We start from the raw sequence: 20,256 nt of genomic DNA, 5'->3' as shown, positions 1-20,256 counted from the left end.
CACAAGGGGAGAAGGCAAGAAGCGGTGGCGCCTCACGACATGATCAGGCCGCCATCGACATTGATCGTCTGGCCGGTGATGTAGGCGGCGTCGCTGCTGGCCAGGAAGCTGACCAGGCCCGAAACATCCTCGCCGCTGCCGGCGCGGCCCATCGGGATGTTCTTCACCCATTCGGCCATCAACTCGCCGGGCTTGTAGTCGCCCATCAGTCTGCCCCATGCGGCGTCGTTGTAGGCCCACATGTCGGTATCGATGATGCCGGGGCAGATCGCGTTGACGGTGATCTTCTCCTTGGCCACTTCCTTGGCGAGGCTCTGGGTGATGCCGACGACGCCGAATTTCGAGGCGGCATAGTGCGGTGTGAAGATGAAGCCCTGGCGCGCCTGGCCGGAAGCGGTGTTGATCAGCCGGCCGCCGTCGCCATGCTTGCGGATGCGGGCGATCGCCTCCTGGCAGCACAGGAACACGCCCTTGGTGTTGACAGCCATCACCTTGTCCCATTCGGCCTCGGTCATCGCCTCGATCCTGGCGATGGTGATGACGCCGGCATTCTGCACGGAGATGTCGACGCGGCCGAACTGCTGTTCGGCCAGATCGTAGAGGGCGGCGACCTCGTCCTTCCTGGTCACGTCCATACGCAGCGATGCGACCTTGGCGCCCTCCGCCTTCAGTCCGGCGGCGACCTCGTCGACGCGAGGGTCGATGGCGCTGACGACGACAGCAGCACCCTCAGCCGCGAAGCGCCTGGCCATGGCCGCGCCAATGCCGCCGCTGGCGCCGGTGATGACCGCCGTCTTTCCCTCGAACCGCTTCTGCATGTTCTCTCCTACCAGCAGACGAAGCCGCCATCGACGATCAGGTCGATGCCGGTTACGAAACTCGAAGCGCGGCTGGCCAGGAACACGGTCGGGCCGACCATCTCTTCCGGCGCCGCCATCCGCCCCATCGGCGTGTCGCGCTCGAAGATCCTGACCTGGTCGGCGACCTCCGGCCGCTTGTTCATCGGCGTCAGCGTGTAGCCGGGGCTGACGACGTTGACGCGCAGGCCGCGATCGGCCCATTCCATGGCGAGACTCCTGGACATGTGGATGACGGCGGCCTTCGACGAATTATAGTGCGCCTGGGTCAGGCCGCGGTTGACGATCGAGCCCGACATCGAGGCGATGTTGATGATCGAGCCCTTGCGCCGCGTCAGCATTAAGCGCGCTTCGGCCTGGCAGGACAGGAACACGCCGCTGACATTGACGTCGTAGAGCTTCTGCCATGTCTCCAGCGACAACGTCTCGGCCGGCTCGGCCCCGGCGACGCCGGCATTGTTGACGGCGATGGTCAGCGCGCCGAGTTCCTTCTCCGTGCGTTCGATCGCCGCTGCCAAATCGGCCTCTGAGGTCACCGTGCCGGTCAGCACCAGTGCCTTGCGGCCGAGCGCCGAGATCCTGTGCGCGGTCTCGTCCAGCCCGCCCTTCGAGGCATGGCCGAAACAGGCGATATCGGCGCCGGCCTCGGCCAGGCCGATGGCGATTGCCTGGCCGATGCCGCTGCCGGCGCCGGTGACGAGGGCAACGTCGCCATGAAGATCGAATAGTTTCATCGAAATGTTTTCCTGTTGAGCCGCCGGCGCTGCCCTGGGGAGGAAGGGGCGCCAGTCCTGACTGGCGCCCCGCGCGGTCCGGTGCCTGGGAGGATACCACCTGCTGCGCTCTATTCCGATCCTTTATGCCGCCCTCAGCTTGTGGCGAGCTCCATGACGGCGACGTTGCTTGCTTCGCTGCGGTCGAGAATGCCACGCTGGCGGCCACGGCTCAGCACCAGCACGCGATGCGACAGGCCGAGCACTTCCTCGAGGTCGGAGCTCACCACCACCACCGCCATGCCGGAGCGGGCGAGTTCGGCGATGACATCGTAGATCGCGGCGCGGGCGCCGACGTCGATGCCGCGTGTCGGCTCGTCCAGGATGAACACCTTGGGTGGCCGTGAGATCCATTTGGCGATGATCACCTTCTGCTGGTTGCCGCCGGAAAGCTTGCTGATCGCCTGGTTAGGCCGGCCCTTGACGCCGAGCCGGCCGATGCCGGCCTCGGCGAATTTCTGCACCGCCTTGGGAAACACCCAGCCATTCGGCGCGACATGGTCGAAATTGCCGATCGCCAGATTCTCGCCGATGGTCTGGTCGAGCACCACGCCTTGCGCCTTGCGGTCTTCCGGCACCAGCACGACGCCGGCCTTGATCGCCGCCGCCGGGCCAGTGAGGTGCACCGGTTTGCCGGCGATACGCACCGACCCCGAGGAAATCGGATCGGCGCCGGCAATCGCCCGCACCAGCTCAGTGCGGCCGGCGCCGATCAGCCCGGCGATGCCAAGGATTTCGCCGGCCCTTACCGAAAAGCTGACATTCTGAAAACTGCGTTCCGGCGAGGACAGGTTGTCGACCTCGAGCAACGCCTCGCTGCCCGGCTCCGACAGCGGCGGGAACATCCGCTCGACGCTGCGGCCGACCATCTGCTCGACTATCGTGCGCACCGGAACGTCGGCGCGCTCGTGGCGGGCGACAATGCGCCCGTCGCGCATCACCACGACGCGGTCGGCGATCGCAGCGACCTCGTCCAGCCGGTGGCTGATATAGATGAAAGACATGCCTTCCGCCTTGAGCTTGCGGATCTGCTTGAACAACAGCTCCGTTTCCTCACTGCCAAGTGCCGCTGTCGGCTCGTCGAAGATCAGAAGCTCGGCATTGAGCGTCAGCGCCTTGGCGATCTCGACCTGCTGCTGGGCGGCGATGCGCAGCGTGCCGACCTTGCGTTCCGGCGAGACATCGAGGCCGAGCCGCTTCAGTTGGGCCGATGCCCGCGCATTCATGGCCGCGCGGTCGATGCGGCCGCCGCGCATCAGCAGGCGCCCGACATAGACGTTCTCGGCAACCGACAGATCCGGCAGCAGCTTCAGTTCCTGGTGGATCATGCCGACGCCGGCGTCGATGGCCGCGGCGGGAGAGGCGGGGGAATACGGCTTCCCCCGCCATGCGATGCTGCCGGCATCGGGTTTGGTCGACCCGGCGATGATGTTCGAAACGGTGGACTTGCCGGCGCCATTTTCTCCAAGCAGCGCCACGACCTCTCCCGGCCGCACCTCGAAGCTCGCATCGGCCAGGACCTGCACCGGTCCGTAGCTCTTGCAGAGGCCGCTGACGAAGAGCCCCAGATGCGGGGTCTGCGTATGGCTGGGATCCAGGGACATCGTTCCGCTCGTCAATAATCAGGAATGTCTGGGATCAGGGATGCTTGGCGATGAACTGGTCGACATTGTCCTTGGTGGTCAGCGTCGCATCCTGCAGCTGTTCTGCGGGAACGGTTTCGCCGGCCACCAGCTTGATCGCCGCATCGACGGCAAGCCGGCCCATGCCTTGTGTCTGCTGCGTCGCAGTCACGTCGAAGACGCCGCCCTTCAGCGCCTTGAGCGCCGCCACGTCGCCGTCGAAGCCGGCAACCCAGACCTTGTGGCCGGGATTGGCGACCTTGACCGCCTGCGCCGCACCGAGCGCCAGCGCATCGGCCTGGCCGATGACGATCGACACGTCTGGATGCGACTGCAGCAGGTCCTGCGTCAGCTTGAAGCCCTCGTCCTGGTGCCAGCCTTCGCTCCATAGCTCGCCGACCACCTTGATGTCGGGATAGGCGCTCAGCGCTTCGCCGCAGCCCTTCGACCGGTCGACCTCGGGCGTCGTGCCTTTCTGGCCATGGATGATGATCAACTCGCCCTTGCCGCCGGCCTGCTTGGCGATGTAGTCGCAAACCGCCTTGGCCGATGCGACGCTGTTGGTGGCGATGAAGGTGTCGCCGGGTGCGCCCTCGGCGTTGCGGTCGACATTGATGACCGGGATGCCGGCGGCTTTGGCAGTCTTGGTCGGCACGGTGGCGGCGGTGGCGCCGGCTGGGATGTAGATCAGCGCATCGATGTTTTGCGTGATCAGGTCCTGCACCTGGCTGACCTGGGTCGCCGAATCGCCCTTGGCGTCGACGGTGACGATCTCGATGCCCTTTTCCTTGCCATAGGCCTCGACGGACTGCTTGATCTGGTTGAAGAAATCGGCCTGCAGGTTGGCGACTGCGAGACCAAGCTTCTTGGCCTCCTTGGCCGAGGCCATCTCGGACAGTCCGAGCAGCGGAATGACGGCTGCGGCAGCAAGCAGCAATGAACGTTTGGTCAGCATGTTTTTCCTCCGTTGATGTTCAATCTGTCCTGCCGGCGCATCACGGCGCCCCTTGGCCGAACAACTCCCAGTTTCGGATCACCGATCCGTGTTCGCCCGGACATCCGGGTGAATTCTTTAATGCGCCCCACTCTTCATTGCGCGCCAGTCTTCATTGAGCTCTGCGCCGCCATGTATCCGTGGCCACCGCAAGCGCGATCACCACGCCGATCACCACCTGCTGGATGAAGGGCGACACGCCGAGCAGGTTCAGCCCGTTGCGCAGCACGCCGATGATGAGCACGCCGATGGCGGTGCCGCCGATCGAGCCGACGCCGCCCGACAGGCTGGCGCCGCCGATCACCACCGCCGCTATCGTATCCAGTTCGTAGCCGAAGCCGGAACTCGGCTGGACAGAATCAAGCCGTGCCGCAAGCACGATGCCGGCGAGCCCGGCCAGAACGCCGCAGACTGCATAGACCCAGTTGGTCAGCGACTTGACCGGTATGCCGGACAGCCTGGCGACCTCGGCGCTGCCGCCGATCGCGTAGAGGCTGCGACCGGTCGCGCGATAGTTGAGGAAGATCGCGAAGATGATGGCCAGCACGATCATCAAGCCGACGGTGACCGACAGGAAGCCGAAATGGCGGATGATCGACAGGCTGGTGAACCAGTCGGGGAAGCCGATGATCTGCGAGCCGTCGGTGATCATGTTGGCAAGACCGCGCGCCACCGACATCATCGCCAGCGTGGCGATGAAGGGCGGCAGCTTGGTGACGGTCACGAGCAGGCCTGAAACCAGCCCGCAAAGCCCAGCAACGACAAGCGCTGTGACGATGCCGGCAGGCATGCCGAGATTGAGGTGGTCGGGATGGGCGACGAAGCCCATCACCATGGCGGCGAGCGCCAGCACGGAACCGACGGACAGGTCGATGCCACCGATCAGGATGACCAGCGTCATGCCGATCGCCATGATGCCGAGCACGGTGACCTGGTCGAGCACGTTGAGGATGTTGCGGACAGTCAGAAACGTGTCGGTGGTCAGCGACAGCGCAAGGCACAGCAGCACCAGCCCGATTAGCGGTCCCATGGTTCCGGCGAACAGCGCCGAAAGCTTCGCGCCCGCCGCGGCCTGTGCATTTGTGCCGGCCTTCAACTCGCTTGCACCGTTGCTCACAGCCATTTTGTCTCCTCCATCAGCGCTCCGGCGATGCGTCGTCGGCTCACTCTTGTTCACCAGGCACCTCCCTGTGAACAATTTATCTTTGATATGCAATTTTGTTCAGCTAAACTGTTCGTCGGAAAATTGTCAAGGCCCGCCGCATCATTCCAGCCGGTTTGCGCCGCCAGCCGGTTTGCCGTACGAAAGGGCATGAAATGCCGCGTTTTTCAGCTCCGGTCTCATCCTGCGGATTCATGTCGGCTGCTTGAGCAGGGCAGGACGGCCAAGACGAAGTAAATGTTGACCATTTTGGCTTTCACTCACGTTGTAGAGGTATCCTGTCGATGTCCTGAATCTCGAATCCCGGGCACGCAGAATAATTTCGCGTCGCTTGGTCGGATAACGCCATTTGAATGGCATTTAAGGATTCGGACGACCGCGGGAGGGCAAAAAGATGGCGATGACAGACAATGACAAGGCCTCGCGCTTCCCGGATGCCGAGCTGAAGGCCCGTGCCGCGTGGCACTACTATGTCGAGGGTCTGACGCAGGAGAGGATTTCAGAGATCCTCGGCATCGGCCGCATCAAGGTGCATCGCATCCTGTCGGCCGCGCGTGAGGAGGGCGTCGTCCAGTTCCGCATCCGTGACAGCGTCGTCGAATGCCTGGTGCTGGAAGAGGCTCTAAAACAGCGTTTTGGGCTCAGCCAGGCCGTTGTGGTGCCGTCGGCCGCCGACCGAAGCAACGCGCCGCTGATGATCGGCCATGCCGCTGGCGCCTATCTGGCCGACAATGTGAATGCCGGCGATGTCATCGCGCTGGGCTGGGGGCGCACGCTGAAATTCGCCATCAATGAATTGCCGCGGCGGCCGATCGCCAGGACGACGGTGGTTTCCATGCTGGGCGGCCTCACCCATGCCCAGCCGCTCAACCCGACCGAAAGCGCCTGGGAATTCGCCGAAAAGATCGGCGCCGAGTGCTTTCTGCTGCCGGTGCCGGTCTATGCCGACAGGCCGGAGCAGCGCGAAGCCTTCATGAGCCAGCGCAGCGTTCAGGACGTCGTCTTCCGTGCACGCCGGGCAAACATCGCCGTGCTCAGCGTCGGATCGTTTTCCACTGACAGCCCGATCGCCAATTACGGCTTCATCAAGCCCAGCGAACTCGAAGAGCTTCAGGCGGCCGGCGCAGTTGGCGATATTTTATGCCATTTCATCGACGCCGACGGCCGGCTCGTCGACCATGAGGTCAACCGCCGGGTCTGCGCCTATCCGCTGCAGGACCTGTCGGACATCCCGGCCATCATCCTGGTCTCGGGAGGGCAGGAAAAAATCGCCATCATGCGGGCGGCGCTTGCCAACACCAGGATATCGGTTCTGATCACCGACGAGGACGCCGCCAAGGGCCTGCTCAACCGCTAAACCTGCCCGACTTCACCGAGCCGCACATGGGTCTCGCGCGTCGCCTGATAGAGGTCGCGGTAGATTGCCTTGCGCGCACGGTAACCGGAGACCAGCCCGTCGACGGGGTCGACATGCCTGGTCGGCGGCGCGGCCATCGCCTCTGCCGCCGTTTCAGGCGAGGCAAACCATCCGATGGCGGAAGCCGCCAGCATGGCGGCGCCGAGCGCTGCGGCTTCGTTGACTGGCGAGACGGAGAGCGGCCGCTCGAGCACGCTTGCCATGATCCGCATCAGCAGGGCGCAGTTGGTGCCGCCGCCGGCGGCGATCATCGCCGCCGGTTTGCCGCCGGCCAGCGTTTTCGCCGCCTGGGTTTGCGCCGCTTGGGTTTCCACCGCCCGAGTTTCCGCTGCTTGAGTTTCCATTGCCTCGCTGGCGATCGCCTGCTCGAAGGCGATGCCTTCCAGAACCGCTCGAAAAAGGTGCTTCGGCTCATGGTCGAGCGACAGGCCGACAATGGCGCCGCGCGCCGCGCCGTCCCAATAGGGACTCATCACACCGGCCCAATACGGCAAGACGAGCAGGCCCTCGCTGCCGGCGGCAACGTCGACCGCTGCATTCTCCAGGGCTGCAGCCGACGGCGAGCCGGTGGTGCGAACGATCCAGTCGACCAGTTGCATGCCCGAGCGCAGCACGGTCTCCAGCATGAAGCCCGAGCCGGTCGGCGAGACCAGCGTTCGAAACGCGTCCGACGTCGTGATCCCATGGGAGTAACAGCCGCTGACGATGCCCGAGCCGAGCGAAAGATAGTTTTTGCCGTCGCCATAGACGCCCATGCCAAGGCCCATCGCCTGGCCGTCGCCGGCTCCGGCGACAACAGGCGTGCCGGCCTTCAACCCGATCAGCCGGGCCACGCTTTCACCAAGCCCGCCACAGATCGCGCCGGGCGCGACCAGTCGCGGCAACTGGTCCGGGCGCAGCCCCGCGGCCTCGACGAGCTCAGGGTGCCAAGTGCCATTCTTGACGTCGAGCAGCCCGAGCGGATCCGCACTTGCCGTGCTGGTGACCAGACGTCCGGTCAGCCGGTGGACGAAGAAGCCATGCACGTCGACGAGTGCGGCTGCGTCATCAAGCGTTTGCGGCTGGTGCTCGGCAAGCCAGGCGATCGCATAGAGCGCGGGCGTCGGGTCCGGCGGTTTGCCGCTCCAGTCGCGGATCGTCTCGCGGCCGAGCTCCGCCGAAAGCCTAATGACTTGCGGGCGCGCCCGCTCGTCCAGCCACAGGATCGCCGGAATAAGCGGCTTGCCGGCATGATCGATCAGCGTGAAGGTCTCGCGCTGGTGGGCGATGGCGATCGCCGCCACCCGGGCAGCGCCAACCGCCTCAGCGACCTGCTTCAAGGCGCCGAGCAGCGCGGTCCACCAATGTTCGGCATCCTGCTCGAAATGGCCGGGCCTGGGATTTGAAAGCGGATAGGCTTCGCGCGCCTGGAACAGCTCCTTGCCGTCGCGCGTGAAGGCAATCGCTTTCACGGCCGTGGTCGAGGCGTCGATCCCGATTACGACATCGTCCATCAGGCGGGAATCCAGCGGATCAGGCGGCGTTCGTAACGAACCGTCCGTCCGACTGGTCGAGACGACGGCGGATCTGGGTTATCACCATCGAATCGTCAGGTACACAATTTTCATAGGTGAGGAAATCGCCTGTCTTGACCGGCTTGACCACCTTGGCGCGTTCGGCGAGGCCGAGCGGCAGGGCGCCGCGGGCGCGCGCGTCCTCCCAGGTCATGGCGAAGCCGCGATAGTCGTTCTCGCCGATCATGCCGAGCAACTGGCCAGGGGCAAGCTCGCTCTTGGCAACCGCCACCGCCTCGGCGACCGGATGGTCGAGCGGCTCCATGTCGGCGCGCTTGTAGACCACGGCGCGCGCCGCCGAAAGCGGCACTTCCAGGCTGGTCAAATGATAGGGGCGGAAGATCGTGAAATACGGCCCCTTGCCGACCTTGAGGTCGATCATGCGCTCCAGCACGCGCGGATGCCTGGTCTCGATGATGCAGAACACGCCGGGCGCCACGCCCTTGCCGATCGAATAGTCGACCACGCCCTTGCGATGCAGCACGCCGCCATCCTCGCGCGGGCAAAGCACGCCGGCGAGTTCCTCCAGCGTCGCGGTCGGGCCGTGCATGCCCGGCACGTCGGGCACCAGGCCGGTGGCGTTGGCGATCGCCACCATCTCGATCGCCGTCTTCGAGCCGTCGACGAACTCGACCAGCATGCGCGCATTCATGTTGCGCTCGGCCGCCTCCTTCTCGTAGTCGGCCGGCATGGCGTCGATCTTCAGCGGATTGTTCTTGCCCTTGCCGGCGGCGATGATGTTGAAGCCGAGGCTCCTGGCAAAGCCGATGATCTCCAGCGTGCAGGCCGGCTCGTCGCCGGCCGCACCGGTATAGACGACGCCGGCCTTGCGCGCCTCCTCCTTGAGGAAGCGGCCGATGGTGATGTCGGCCTCGACGTTGAGCATGACGATATGCTTGCCGTTCTTCATCACTTCGAGCGCGAACAGCGTGCCGATGTTGGGATTGCCTGTCGCGTCGATGATGACGTCGATGCGGCCGGCGGACGCCAGCGCATGCAAATCTTCGGTCACCGCGATCTTGCCGGCCTCGATGGCGCGGTCGATCGCCGCCGCATTGCCGGCCTGCACGATATCCGAGCGGTCGTGGCCGGCGAGCAGCGCCGCATCGATCGCCGCCTGCGGCCTGACCTCGGAAATGGCGCCGATCCGCATGCCCGGCATCAGCGCGACCTGGACGACGATGTCGGTGCCCATCTGCCCGGCGCCGGCAAGCCCGATGGTGATCGGTCCCTGCTGTTCAGCGCGCTGCAAAAGTTCCGCTGCAAATTGCGGATGGGCCATGTCGCTTCCTCCAGTTCCTGACGCGCCGCAGCGTCGAAGCCATCATTTTGAACATTCCTATTTCCAAATGAAAAATATTTCAACCGGCAATTCGGCAGCCGTCCCCGCAAACATTCTGTGATTTAATTTGTGCAAGCCCTGGCTTGCGGCTTGGCAGCGCGGTCAGCTAGGGCGCAGAAGGCGGTGATCTCTTGGATGCAGGCGGCGACGACCGTGACATCCCTTCTCGCAAGCAAGCGAGTGCGACGAAAAAATGTTTCACGACCGCTCAACTGCCGCTGCGCCAATCGCTAACAACGAAGCCGCGCGACAGAGAGCGCTGGCCGGCATGCTCAGTCGGCGCATGCCAGTATATCAGTCAGCTGCCGACCTCGAAGAAGGGCGCGCCAAGCAGGTCGGGAACAACGTCGATGCCGAGGCCCGGCCCGTCCGGAATGCCCATGCGGCTGCCCGAAACCGGCGGCTTGTTCGATGCGGTGCGCACCGTCACCCATTCGTGGAAGGCGATGGCGTGCAGCCGGCGCTCCTCCGGCGTCGACAGCGACAGATGCGCCATGGCTGATGTGTCGATCTCGGCGCCGCCGGTGTCCTCGACGGTGATCATGAAGCCCAGGTCGACGGCAAGGTCGCGGATCTGGCGCGTCCTGGTCACGCCGCCGAGCCGCGAGATTTTCAGCGTCAGCCCGTCAGCCGCCCCCTTGCGGTGGATGTCGAGCATGTCGTCCAGCGAGGCGACGGATTCGTCGAGCACCATCGGCTTGTCGAGCGAGTGGCGCACCGACATGCATTCGTCGATCGTGGTGCAGGGCTGCTCGAATGTGTAGTCGATGGCGCGCGTCGCGTCAGCGAACTGGCGCGCCTGATAGGGCGTCCAGCCGGCATTGGCGTCGCAGAAGATGACGGTGCCCTTCGGCACTGAAGCGGCGACCGCGGTGACGCGCTCGATGTCGTCATGGACGTTGCCGCCGACCTTGACCTGCAGCCGGTGAAACCCGTCCCTGACGATGCGCTTGGCCAGTGCGGCCATCGCGTCGACGGTGCCATGGGTGACGACCTTGTAGAGTTCCGCCGTCTCGCTCTCGCGCCCGCCGAGCAGCGTCACCAGCGGTATGTCGGCGGCGCGTGCCGCGAGATCCGAGCAGGCCATGTCGAGCGCCGACTTGATGTATGGGTGGCCCTTGAACACCGTATCCATCAGCCTGCCGATACTGACCAAGGCGCGAGGATCGTGGCCGAGCAGATGCGGCGCAATTTCGATGACGCCGGCGCGAGTGCCGGCCGCGAATGCCGGCGAGTAGAAATTGCCGAGCGGCGCCATCTCGCCCCAGCCGGTCAGCCCGCTGTCGGAGGTGATTGCGACGATCACCGCGTCGAACGCGGCGGCGACACGCCCCTTGGACATGCGGTAGGGCCCGTCCACAAAGGGCTGCACGACATGGTAGGCCTTGATGGTTTTGATCCGCAATTTTTCTGTCCGTCGCTGTGACGCCCTGACGAAGCCGCCAACCTGCATCGTCCGCGGGGCTCAACTGCCGTCAGGCCGGTTGCGCCTCAGGCCGGCGCGACGCCTCTGGAAACACACTGTTCGAGGCAGCGCACATAGGCAAGCAATTCTTCGAAGCTGTGCCGATGTCGCCGGCCTTGTCGAACTGCTCAGCAAAACGGCGCCCTCGGCATAGCCGGGGGCGCCGCTGGACCGGGCCTGATGGGGGGTATCAGGTGGCAGGTTTCTGTGGCAGCGGCGAGACAGGCATTCCCGGGCCGATCTTCTGCAGATTGCCTGTTATCACCTGGTCGCCTTCCGCTACGCCGCTCGAGATCGCCACCAGGTCGCCGTTGGTCGGCCCCAGCGAAACAATGCGCTGGTCGACAGTATTGTCCTTGCCGACGACGTAGAGATACTTGCCGAGCTGGCTCGATCCCAATGCCGTCTGCGGCACCATCAGTGCATCTGGCTGCTGCTTGATATGCAGCCTGACACGAACATATTGGCCCGGCAGCAGCGTGAACTTGGCATTGCCGATCGTCGCGCGTGCGGTGATGGTGCCGGTCGAGCGATCGACCGTGTTGTCGATGAAGGTGAGCTGACCTCTCTGGCGCGGTTCCGTATCGCCGGGAAGCAGGACGTCGACATCGATGGGTCCCGTCGCGCGGGCTTCCTCGATCTGTGCCAGATCCGTTTCGCTCGGATTGAAGGTGACATAGATCGGGTCGAGCTGCACCAGCGTGTTGAGCACTGTGCCGGCGACGCTGACCAGCGTTCCGACCGAGGCCTGGTTGCGGCCGACGCGCCCGGCGAACGGCGCCTTGATTTCTGAATAGCTCAGATTGAGCTCGGCGGTCCGCACAGCCGCCTGGTTGACGGCGAGCGATGCCTGGGCCTCGCGCAAGCTGCTGGTGCGCTGGTCGAACGCATCCTTGGCGATGTATCCGCTCTTGGCCAGTTCGGTGCCGCGACCAAGGTTGGATCGTGCATAGTCGAGCGTTGCCTCGTCGCGCTGGACCTGAGCCTTCGCCTGTTCAAGGGCAGCCTGGAAATCCTCTGGAGCGATCTTGTAGAGAAGGTCGCCCTTCTTGACATCGCTGCCGTCGGGCGCGACCTGCTCCTGCAGATACCCCGGCACGCGCGCCTGCAGCGTGATGCTGCGGATCGGCTCGGTGCGAGCGGCATAGTCGAGATAGATCGGGATCGTCTTCTTGACGACGCTCACCACTGGCACCGGCATGACAAAAGCCGCGGGCTCGGGCGCCGCGGGCTCAGGCGTTGCCGCCCCGGCCGTGCCGGCGTTGAGGCCGAAATTTCCCATGTCGAGCAAGTGGACGCTGGCCATCGAGACCGCCCCCACGGCAACAGCCGCTCCCAACGCAATTTTCCATTTACGCATGATCATTCTCCAATTCTATTCGGCCGCTTCGGCCAATCGCTCGAATGCGGGTTCGGCAGTTGGTTCAGTCGGTTCGGCGACAGGCTCGCTCTTGCTGCCGCGCTCGCGCAGCTGCTCGATCACCGCGTAGAAGACCGGCACGAACACCAGCGACAGGATCGTCGCTGCGACCATGCCGCCAAAGACGGTGGTGCCGATCGACTGGCGGCTGGCTGCACCGGCACCTGTCGAGAACATCAGCGGCAGCACACCGAGGATGAACGCGAAGGCGGTCATCAGGATGGGCCGCAGCCGCAGGCGCGCCGCTTCCATTGCGGCGTCGACGATGCTGAGACCTTCCTCGCGCCGGCGCCGGGCAAACTCCACGATCAAAATGGCGTTCTTCGCCGCCAGCCCGATCAGCATGACGAAACCGATCTGCGAATAGACGTCGATCTGCATGCCGCGCATAAGCAAGGCGACAAAGGCGCCGAACAGGGCAAGCGGCACTGCGAGCAGGACCATGAAGGGCATGGCCCAGCTCTCATATTGGGCGGCAAGGATCAGGAAGACGAAGACCATGGCGAGACCAAAGACGATCGAGGCGATCGATCCGGCCTTGAGCTCCTGATAGGTGATGCCCGTCCATTCATAGCCGAAATCCTTCGGCAGCGCCGTGGCGGCGGCACGCTCCATCGCAGCGACCGCCTGGCCCGAGGAGAAGCCGGGTGCGGCACCGCCATTGATCAGGGCCGACGCATTGTTGTTGTAGTGCGGGACGGTTTCCGGGCCGACGATAGGCACCAACTTGCCGAGCGTGCTCAACGGCACCATGCCGCCGGAGGCATTGCGGACATAGAGCCGCGAAATGTCGGCCGCACCCGCACGCGCATCCTTGTCGGCCTGGATCGTCACCCGGAAGGTGCGGCCGAACAGGTTGAAGTCGTTCACATAGAGCGAGCCGAGATAGATCTGCAGTGTGTTGAACACGTCGGGCAGGCTGAGGCCGAGCAGCTTCGCCTTGTTGCGATCGAGGTCGTAGTTGAACTGCGGCGTCGAGGTCGAGAACGATGAGAACAATTGCTGCGGGTTGAGCTCGGGCTGTTTGCGCGCTTCGGCGAGCACTGCCTGCGTCGCGTCGTTGAGCGCAGCGCTGCCGCGACCGGTCAGGTCCTCCACCTGGAATTCAAAGCCGCCGGTCGTGCCGATGCCCGGGATCGAAGGCGGATCGAAGCTTAGCGCGAACGCTTCCGGAAGTTCCATGAGCTTCGAGCGCACGTCGGCGACGAGCTTCGAGGCGCTCTGGTCAGGGCCACGCTCGTCCCATGGCTTCAGGATGGCGAATTCCACCGCCGAGTTCGACTGGGCCGCACTGGTGAGGAAGTTCAAGCCGCTGATTGAGCCGACGATATCGACACCAGGCGTGTTCTGCAGGATGTCGCGCGCCTTGCGGGCCACCGCGTCGGTGCGTTCCAGCGACGCCCCATCCGGCAACTGAATGACCACGAAGAAATAGCCCTGGTCCTCGACCGGAAGGAAGGTCGAGGGCAGGCGCTGCCAGACGAAATAGGTCGCGACAAGCCCAGCCGCGAATATTCCGAGCATGATCCAGCGCAGGCGGATGAGGAAGCGCACACCATTGGCATAGGCATGCGACAGCCGATCGAAGCCCGTGTTGAACCAGCGGAACAGCACGAATTGCGTTGCCGGGCGGTGGCGCAGGAAAGCGGCGCTGAGCGCCGGGGTGAGCGTCAACGAGACGAAGGCGGAGATGCCGAAGGAGATCGCCACCGTCAGGGCAAACTGGTTGTAGAGCCGGCCGGAAACGCCGGGTATGAAGGCGACCGGCACGAACACGGCCATCAGCACGGCGGTCGTGGCGATGATCGGGCCGGTGACCTCGGCCATCGCCGCGCGCGTCGCAGCCAGCGGTTTGAGGCCGGCCTCCAGCTGGCGCTCGACATTCTCGACGACGACGATCGCGTCATCGACGACGAGGCCGATCGCCAGCACCATGCCGAGCAGGCTGAGCATGTTCAGCGAGAAGCCGAACATGTACATGACGACGAGCGTGGCCACCAGCGACACGGGAATCGCAATCGTCGGGATGATCGTGGTGCGCCAGCTCTGCAGGAAGATGAACACTACCGCGACAACCAGGACCAGCGCCTCGCCGAGCGTGACCACCACGTCGTGCATCGACGCCGAAACGAAACGTGTCGTATCGTAATGCATGGCGTAGCTGACGCCCTTGGGGAAGCGGGCCGACAATTCCTGCATCTTGTCCTTGACGCGCTGCTGCAGATCGAGCGCGTTCGAGCCCGGCATCTGGTAGACCGCCAGCACCACGGTCGGGTCCTCGCCGAAGAACGCCGACGACGAATATTGCAGGGCGCCGAGTTCGATGCGCGCGACGTCGCGCAACCGCACCAGCGAACCGTTCGCGGCATCGGCGCGCACGATGATATCGCCGAACTCCTTGGGATCGCTCAGTCGGCCAACCGCGTTGACCTGCATTTCGAAAGCGGTGCCGGCCGGCGCCGGCGACTGCCCGATCTTGCCGGCCGCAACCTGGACATTCTGCTCGGCGATGGCGTTTTGGACATCGACGGCGGTGATGCCGAGATTGGCGAGCTTGTCGGGATCGAGCCATACGCGCATCGAATAGCGCCGCTCGCCGAAGATCTGCACGTCGCCGACGCCGGGCAGGCGCTTCAGCGGGTCGACCACTTGCAGGTAGGCGAGGTTGCTGAGCGCGACCGGATCGACAGAGCCGTCGGGCGAGGTGAGGTTGACGATCAGGACGAAGTTCGGATTCTGCTTCTTGATCGTCACGCCGCCCTGGTTGACGATGGCCGGCAGCGAGGACGCCGCCTGTGAGACGCGGTTCTGGACATCGACGGCGGCGGTGCTCAGGGGATAGCCGACCTCGAAGGTGACGGTGATCGTCGAGGAGCCGTCATTGGAGCTCGACGACGACATGTAGGTCATGCCTTGAACGCCGTTGATCTGCTGTTCGAGCGGCGTCGTGACGGTGTCGGCCACGACTTGCGCACTGGCGCCCGGGTAGTTGGCGCTGACCACCACCTGGGGCGGCGTGATGTCGGGAAACTGCGAAACAGGCAGCAGGAAATAGCAGATCGTCCCGGCGAGCACCATGATGATGGCGATCGACGATGCGAAGATCGGACGGTGGATGAAGAAATTTACCATGACACGCACGCCTCGCCCGATGCTCTTGCCTGGCCAAAGGCCTTGGCCACCCTGGACAGCCGCCGGCTGCGGCTTTGCCCGGAATCCTCCAGGAAACGAGGCGGCGCCTTGCGGCTGCGGCCTTGCGCATCCGCAAGGCTACGCAGCATCGTCTCGAAAGAGCGCGGGTCGACACGGTCGGCCTGCATCAGCATCCGGATCATCGGATCCTTCACAACTTCGTCGATCGTCAAATCTTTGCGCTGCGACATCGTAGCGGCTCCTGGCTTTGGCGATCTGTGGCGTACGCCGCCGCAGATCGGGTGGTCTTCCTTTTCGCGGCCAAAGTCGCCTGGGGCGCAGTTTCATGCCTGGGCCGATTTGGCGGAGGCTGTTCACAGGCGCCTGCGAGATTGACACGAGGCAATGGGGGTGTTACCAGTAAGTAACATCTAGAAGTTACAGACCGGTAACACCCTAGTCAAGAGGTGTGCCGAGGGATTTTTCGGAAATCCCGGAAACCAAGGAGGTTTTGATGGAAGACGGCACTGCGGAACGCATCCGCCCCCGGGATCGCATCCTGGAGACGGCACGGGATATGTTCCACAAGCATGGCATCAAGGGCGTCGGCGTCGACGCGATCACTGAGGCCGCCGGTACCAACAAGATGACGCTCTACCGTCATTTCGAGTCCAAGGACGATCTGGTCATCGAGTGCCTGCGGGCGACCGCATGCAGCGCCAACGCGATGTGGCAAAAGTTCGAGGCGGAGCATCCGGGCGACAAGCTTGCGCAACTGCATGCCTGGGTTCGGATGGCAGCCGATTGCCTGATGATGGACGGCCGCGGTTGCGACATGGCCAACGCCGCCATCGAGTTGAGCGAGACCGACCATCCGGCCCGTCGGGTAATCAAGGAACTCAAGCAGGCTCAGCGCGACCGCCTCGTCGGCCTGTGTCGGGATGCCGGCATCGGCCAGGCAGAGCTTCTCGCCGATACATTGTCGCTGCTGCTTGAAGGCGCCCGTGTCAGCCTGCAAAGCGTCGGAGCCGAAGGCCCCAGCGCGCAGTTTGTCCGCATGGCGGAAGGCCTGATCACCTCGTTCAAGGCCAGATAGTCTCGCAAGCGGCGAAACGATCGGTGGCGTGTTCATTGCAAGCCGCGCCGCGAGTGCTCTTTTGCCTTGGCATGTGCTGTCATCTCACGTCTCCGTTGCCGGTCTGTCGCCGCGCTCTTGCGCGCGGCGGTCGCTGCTGGTTGTGAGCAGGCTAGGCCCGATGGCGAATTGGTGAGAGTGACAAGTGTGGCGGGATTCCGATGGGGCTGCGGCGCTGCCCGAACCAGCCATTGGCGATTGCCGCCGCCTTGCCCGACACCCAAGAACAAAAAAAGCCCGCTGCCGGGAGGAGGTGGCAGCGGGCTCGATTTCGAATACGACGCGGGAGGAGGTGCGCCGCACTCAGCGTCGGCATCGCATCTGGGAGGAGTAGATGGCCGACACCTGAGAAACTATCAATTGCCCAATGATTCGGCAATAGCAAAAGATGCATAGCAGATGTGCAGATTCGCGGTATCAACCGAATTTTAACCATCGCCGAGACCGACCGTGGCGCTTGCGTGGCATCACTGCACCGGAACGTTCTCCTTGAAGATCAGGCGCGGCTCGATGAATTTCCGCGTCAGATAAGGCGCCGAGGAAGCGATCGAGCCGAGCAGGCGAATGACTGATTGCTCGGCGATCAGCCGTGCATTCTGGTCGATGACGACATCGAGCAGATCGTCGACGAGATAGCCGCGTGTCGCCCTTGTCAGGTCGTGACAGATGAACACCGGCTTCCTTTGCGGCTTGGCTTCCAGCAGCGCTTTCGCCACGCCAGAGCGTCCGGCGCCGACGCAATAGATGCCGAGCAGTTCCGGCTCGTTGTGCAGCGCCTTCATCGTCGCCGTGTAGCTGATATCAGGCTCGTCGTTGATCTCGACGGCGCTGGTCACGGTCAAATTGCGGAACTCCTCGCTGAGCACCGAGCGAAAGCCCATTTCGCGTTCTTCATGCCCGCGATAGGAGCGTGAGCCGACGATCATTGCCAGATGGCCCGTGCGGCCGCCCAGGAAACGTCCCATCAAAAGGGCTGCGGTGCGCCCGGCGACACGGTTGTCGATGCCGACATAGGCCGATCGCGGCGCGCCCGGAACGTCCGACACCAGCGTGACCAGGCGGATGCCGGCTTCGACGATCTCGCGCAGGATGTTGCGCGTTCTCGGGTGATCGATCGCAATGACACCGACGCCGTTCGCCCTAAGCGAGAGGTTTTCGACGGCCGCCTGCAACGCGTTCGGCGAGATGCCGGCGAGCTTGTGGATCCGACAGGAGGCGACAAGTGGCAAGCGTGCGGCATAGTCCTCGATATGATTTGCCAGATCCGTCATGAAGGCGTTCGAGCCGATCGGCAGGAAGAACTCGAGATGCGCCGGCCGCGAGGGCAGCGTGACCTGATCCACGACCGGCAGATAGCCAACCTGCTTGGCCGCCTCCATCACCCGCTGCCGGTTGGCGGCGCTGGCGCCCGGCCGGTTGTTCAGCACCCGGTCGACCGTCGCGGTCGACAGCCCGCAGCTTCTGGCGATGTCCGCAACGGTGGCTTTCATAGTCGCAGTCATAGGAGCCGATGTGATCCTGTACCAGAGATACGGCCAACCCGGCTTCCAACTGGCCACTCAGCCTTGTGGTTGCTTCCCCTGCACGATGGCGTCACGGATCTCCTTGTCGGACATGCCGGTGATGATCCGTTCGACTTCCGCGACGTTGGTGTTCTTCGGATCGATATCGTCGGCAACCACCTTGCCGCGGCGCATGACGACGATGCGGTCGACCACCTGGAAGACGTGGTGGATGTTGTGGGCGATGAAGATGCAGGAATGGCCCGAATCGCGGGCGCTGCGCACGAAGCTCAGCACACCTTGCGTCTCGGCGACGCCGAGATTGTTGGTCGGCTCGTCGAGGATGATGAGGTCGCTGTCGAAATGCATGGCGCGCGCGATCGCCACCGCCTGCCGCTCGCCGCCTGAGAGTGAGCCGATTGGTGTGGTCGGCGGGATGTCCTTCGAGATGCCGACCTGCTTGAGCAGATCGCGGGCAACCACGTTCATCGCCTCCTGGTCCATACGGTTGAGGAAACGCGGCGGCTTGATCGGCTCGCGCCCGAGGAACAGGTTGCGCGCGATCGACAATTGCGTGACCAGCGCGGAGTCCTGGTAGATCGTCTCGATGCCGTGGGCGATGGCGTCGCTGGTGCTGCGCAAGTCCACCTTCTTGCCGCGGATGAAGATGTCGCCGCTGGTCAGCGGGACCGCACCCGACAAGACCTTGATCAGCGTCGACTTGCCGGCGCCATTGTCGCCGAGCAGACCGACGATCTCCTTTTCGTTGACATGGAAATTGGCGTCCACCAGCGCTTGCACGCGCCCGTAGGACTTGCGTATGTTTTCCATGCGGACAAGCGGCTCAGCCATGGTTCAAGTCCCCGCCTGATGCCGGCGTTCCAGCCATGAATGGAGCGCCATCATGCCGAGGATGATCGCGCCGATGAAGATGTTGTAGGCAAGCCCAGGCACGCCGATCAGCACGATGCCGTTGCGCATCACGCGCAGGATCAGGATGCCGAGCACAGTACCGATGATGGTGCCACGTCCGCCGGTCAGCGCCGTGCCGCCGATCACCACCATGGCGATGACTTCGAGCTCGTAGCCGGTGCCGCTGTTCGGGTTGGCCGCCGAAGTGCGCAGCGAGCTGATGACGCCGGCAAGCGAAGCCATGATCGACGACAGGATGAACAGGCCGATCTTGACGCCGCTGACATTGACGCCGCGCGCCCTTGCCGCATTGGGGTTGCCGCCGGCCGCCTGGATCCAGTTGCCGGTGCGGCTCTGCGTCAGCACGTAGCCGAGTGCGATCGCGGCTGCGATGAACCAGAACAGCGACATATAGATGCGGAACGGCCCGATGAAGAAATCACCGACCAGCGCCTCGGCGAGCCAGCTGCCTTCGGCGCTCCAGGTGCGTTGCGGAAATCCGCTGGTGACGAACAGAGCGGTGCCGCGCACCACCAGCAGCATGCCGAGCGTCACCAGGAAGGATGGAATCTTGAGTTGCGTCACGAACCAGCCATTGACCAGCCCGATGAAGGCGGCAACCAGCAAGGCCAACACGAAGCCGGCCTCCAGCGAGGTGAGGCCGCTGTTGAAGAGCGTCCACATCAAGACGGGTGAGAAGCCGAACAGCGATCCGACCGAGAGGTCGAATTCGCCTGAAGTCATCAACAGCGTCATCGCCAGCGCAATCAGGCCGAGCTCGACCGTGAAGGCGAGTATGTTGCTGATGTTCTGCGGCGACAGGAAGTCGTGGTTGAACCCCCAGAACACCGCGAGCTCGACGACAAGCAGCACGAAGGGCCCGAATTCCGGCCTGGCGATCGAGCGTTGGATGATGGAACTGTTTTCCACGTTGGACCCGCGACATGGTTGGAACTGGCCAAGCCCGATA

General features: G+C 64.0%; 16 protein-coding genes. 2 read left to right on the top strand and 14 right to left on the bottom strand.

What is annotated here, in order from left to right; genetic code table 11:
* Positions 1-32: 32 nt before the first annotated feature.
* From BLT09_RS21005 to BLT09_RS20985, 5 genes are all read right to left on the bottom strand, one after another.
* Positions 33-818, bottom strand: coding sequence for an SDR family oxidoreductase (locus tag BLT09_RS21005; RefSeq protein ID WP_091596163.1), 786 nt, complete (start codon positions 816-818; stop codon positions 33-35).
* Positions 819-826: 8 nt separating this feature from the next.
* On the bottom strand, positions 827-1,591 hold the full coding sequence (locus BLT09_RS21000; protein ID WP_091596161.1) for an SDR family oxidoreductase: 765 nt from the start codon (positions 1,589-1,591) through the stop codon (positions 827-829).
* Between the two features lie 134 nt (positions 1,592-1,725).
* Entirely contained in the window at positions 1,726-3,234 is a 1,509-nt protein-coding gene (locus BLT09_RS20995; protein ID WP_091596159.1) for a sugar ABC transporter ATP-binding protein, read from the bottom strand.
* Between the two features lie 34 nt (positions 3,235-3,268).
* Positions 3,269-4,207, bottom strand: a complete 939-nt coding sequence (locus BLT09_RS20990; protein ID WP_091596158.1) for a sugar ABC transporter substrate-binding protein — start codon at positions 4,205-4,207, stop codon at positions 3,269-3,271.
* Between the two features lie 151 nt (positions 4,208-4,358).
* On the bottom strand, positions 4,359-5,369 hold the full coding sequence (locus BLT09_RS20985; protein WP_091596156.1) for an ABC transporter permease: 1,011 nt from the start codon (positions 5,367-5,369) through the stop codon (positions 4,359-4,361).
* 433 nt (positions 5,370-5,802) lie between these two features.
* Between BLT09_RS20985 and BLT09_RS20980 the strand changes: the two genes are divergently transcribed.
* On the top strand, positions 5,803-6,765 hold the full coding sequence (locus BLT09_RS20980; RefSeq protein ID WP_091596154.1) for a sugar-binding transcriptional regulator: 963 nt from the start codon (positions 5,803-5,805) through the stop codon (positions 6,763-6,765).
* On the opposite strand, the gene BLT09_RS20975 is transcribed toward BLT09_RS20980, so the two are convergent.
* The 6 genes from BLT09_RS20975 to BLT09_RS20950 all read right to left on the bottom strand — a co-directional run bounded on the left by BLT09_RS20975 (position 6,762) and on the right by BLT09_RS20950 (position 15,988).
* Positions 6,762-8,318 (bottom strand): xylulokinase, encoded by a 1,557-nt coding sequence (locus BLT09_RS20975; protein ID WP_091596152.1) that lies wholly within the window; start codon positions 8,316-8,318, stop codon positions 6,762-6,764. The two genes, BLT09_RS20980 and BLT09_RS20975, sit on opposite strands and share 4 nt — an antisense overlap.
* Before the next feature lie 19 nt (positions 8,319-8,337).
* Positions 8,338-9,660, bottom strand: a complete 1,323-nt coding sequence (locus BLT09_RS20970) for an NAD(P)H-dependent oxidoreductase (RefSeq protein ID WP_091596150.1) — start codon at positions 9,658-9,660, stop codon at positions 8,338-8,340.
* Positions 9,661-10,018: 358 nt separating this feature from the next.
* Positions 10,019-11,125, bottom strand: a complete 1,107-nt coding sequence (locus tag BLT09_RS20965; RefSeq protein WP_091596209.1) for a mandelate racemase/muconate lactonizing enzyme family protein — start codon at positions 11,123-11,125, stop codon at positions 10,019-10,021.
* A gap of 250 nt (positions 11,126-11,375) precedes the next feature.
* Positions 11,376-12,545, bottom strand: a complete 1,170-nt coding sequence (locus BLT09_RS20960) for an efflux RND transporter periplasmic adaptor subunit (RefSeq protein WP_031255018.1) — start codon at positions 12,543-12,545, stop codon at positions 11,376-11,378.
* 15 nt (positions 12,546-12,560) lie between these two features.
* Entirely contained in the window at positions 12,561-15,737 is a 3,177-nt protein-coding gene (locus BLT09_RS20955) for an efflux RND transporter permease subunit (RefSeq protein WP_091596148.1), read from the bottom strand.
* A complete protein-coding gene (locus tag BLT09_RS20950; protein WP_023799452.1) occupies positions 15,731-15,988 on the bottom strand; it encodes a hypothetical protein in 258 nt (85 codons plus the stop codon). The genes BLT09_RS20955 and BLT09_RS20950 overlap by 7 nt, the downstream gene beginning before the upstream one ends.
* A 263-nt stretch (positions 15,989-16,251) precedes the next feature.
* Between BLT09_RS20950 and BLT09_RS20945 the strand changes: the two genes are divergently transcribed.
* A complete protein-coding gene (locus BLT09_RS20945; protein ID WP_091596146.1) occupies positions 16,252-16,833 on the top strand; it encodes a TetR/AcrR family transcriptional regulator in 582 nt (193 codons plus the stop codon).
* 506 nt (positions 16,834-17,339) lie between these two features.
* Here the strand turns inward: BLT09_RS20945 and BLT09_RS20940 are convergent.
* The 3 genes from BLT09_RS20940 to BLT09_RS20930 all read right to left on the bottom strand — a co-directional run bounded on the left by BLT09_RS20940 (position 17,340) and on the right by BLT09_RS20930 (position 20,216).
* A complete protein-coding gene (locus BLT09_RS20940; protein WP_091596144.1) occupies positions 17,340-18,362 on the bottom strand; it encodes a LacI family DNA-binding transcriptional regulator in 1,023 nt (340 codons plus the stop codon).
* 69 nt (positions 18,363-18,431) lie between these two features.
* Positions 18,432-19,226 carry an ATP-binding cassette domain-containing protein gene (locus BLT09_RS20935; RefSeq protein ID WP_023799449.1) on the bottom strand — a complete coding sequence of 265 codons (795 nt, stop codon included), beginning with the start codon at positions 19,224-19,226 and terminating at the stop codon, positions 18,432-18,434.
* 3 nt (positions 19,227-19,229) lie between these two features.
* Entirely contained in the window at positions 19,230-20,216 is a 987-nt protein-coding gene (locus BLT09_RS20930; RefSeq protein WP_023799448.1) for an ABC transporter permease, read from the bottom strand.
* Positions 20,217-20,256: the final 40 nt, after the last annotated feature.

Source organism: Mesorhizobium muleiense (assembly GCF_900099905.1).
GTDB lineage: Bacteria > Pseudomonadota > Alphaproteobacteria > Rhizobiales > Rhizobiaceae > Mesorhizobium > Mesorhizobium muleiense.
This window is presented reverse-complemented; position numbering and strand designations above follow the sequence as displayed.

Coding starts and splice junctions, on each gene's coding strand:
- BLT09_RS20940 (WP_091596144.1), bottom strand. CDS start 18,362: ATGAAAGCCACCGTTGCGGACATCGCCAGAAGCTGCGGGCTGTCGACC.
- BLT09_RS21005 (WP_091596163.1), bottom strand. CDS start 818: ATGCAGAAGCGGTTCGAGGGAAAGACGGCGGTCATCACCGGCGCCAGC.
- BLT09_RS20975 (WP_091596152.1), bottom strand. CDS start 8,318: ATGGACGATGTCGTAATCGGGATCGACGCCTCGACCACGGCCGTGAAA.
- BLT09_RS20935 (WP_023799449.1), bottom strand. CDS start 19,226: ATGGCTGAGCCGCTTGTCCGCATGGAAAACATACGCAAGTCCTACGGG.
- BLT09_RS20995 (WP_091596159.1), bottom strand. CDS start 3,234: ATGTCCCTGGATCCCAGCCATACGCAGACCCCGCATCTGGGGCTCTTC.
- BLT09_RS20955 (WP_091596148.1), bottom strand. CDS start 15,737: ATGGTAAATTTCTTCATCCACCGTCCGATCTTCGCATCGTCGATCGCC.
- BLT09_RS20985 (WP_091596156.1), bottom strand. CDS start 5,369: ATGGCTGTGAGCAACGGTGCAAGCGAGTTGAAGGCCGGCACAAATGCA.
- BLT09_RS20980 (WP_091596154.1), top strand. CDS start 5,803: ATGGCGATGACAGACAATGACAAGGCCTCGCGCTTCCCGGATGCCGAG.
- BLT09_RS20945 (WP_091596146.1), top strand. CDS start 16,252: ATGGAAGACGGCACTGCGGAACGCATCCGCCCCCGGGATCGCATCCTG.
- BLT09_RS20950 (WP_023799452.1), bottom strand. CDS start 15,988: ATGTCGCAGCGCAAAGATTTGACGATCGACGAAGTTGTGAAGGATCCG.
- BLT09_RS21000 (WP_091596161.1), bottom strand. CDS start 1,591: ATGAAACTATTCGATCTTCATGGCGACGTTGCCCTCGTCACCGGCGCC.
- BLT09_RS20970 (WP_091596150.1), bottom strand. CDS start 9,660: ATGGCCCATCCGCAATTTGCAGCGGAACTTTTGCAGCGCGCTGAACAG.
- BLT09_RS20990 (WP_091596158.1), bottom strand. CDS start 4,207: ATGCTGACCAAACGTTCATTGCTGCTTGCTGCCGCAGCCGTCATTCCG.
- BLT09_RS20960 (WP_031255018.1), bottom strand. CDS start 12,545: ATGCGTAAATGGAAAATTGCGTTGGGAGCGGCTGTTGCCGTGGGGGCG.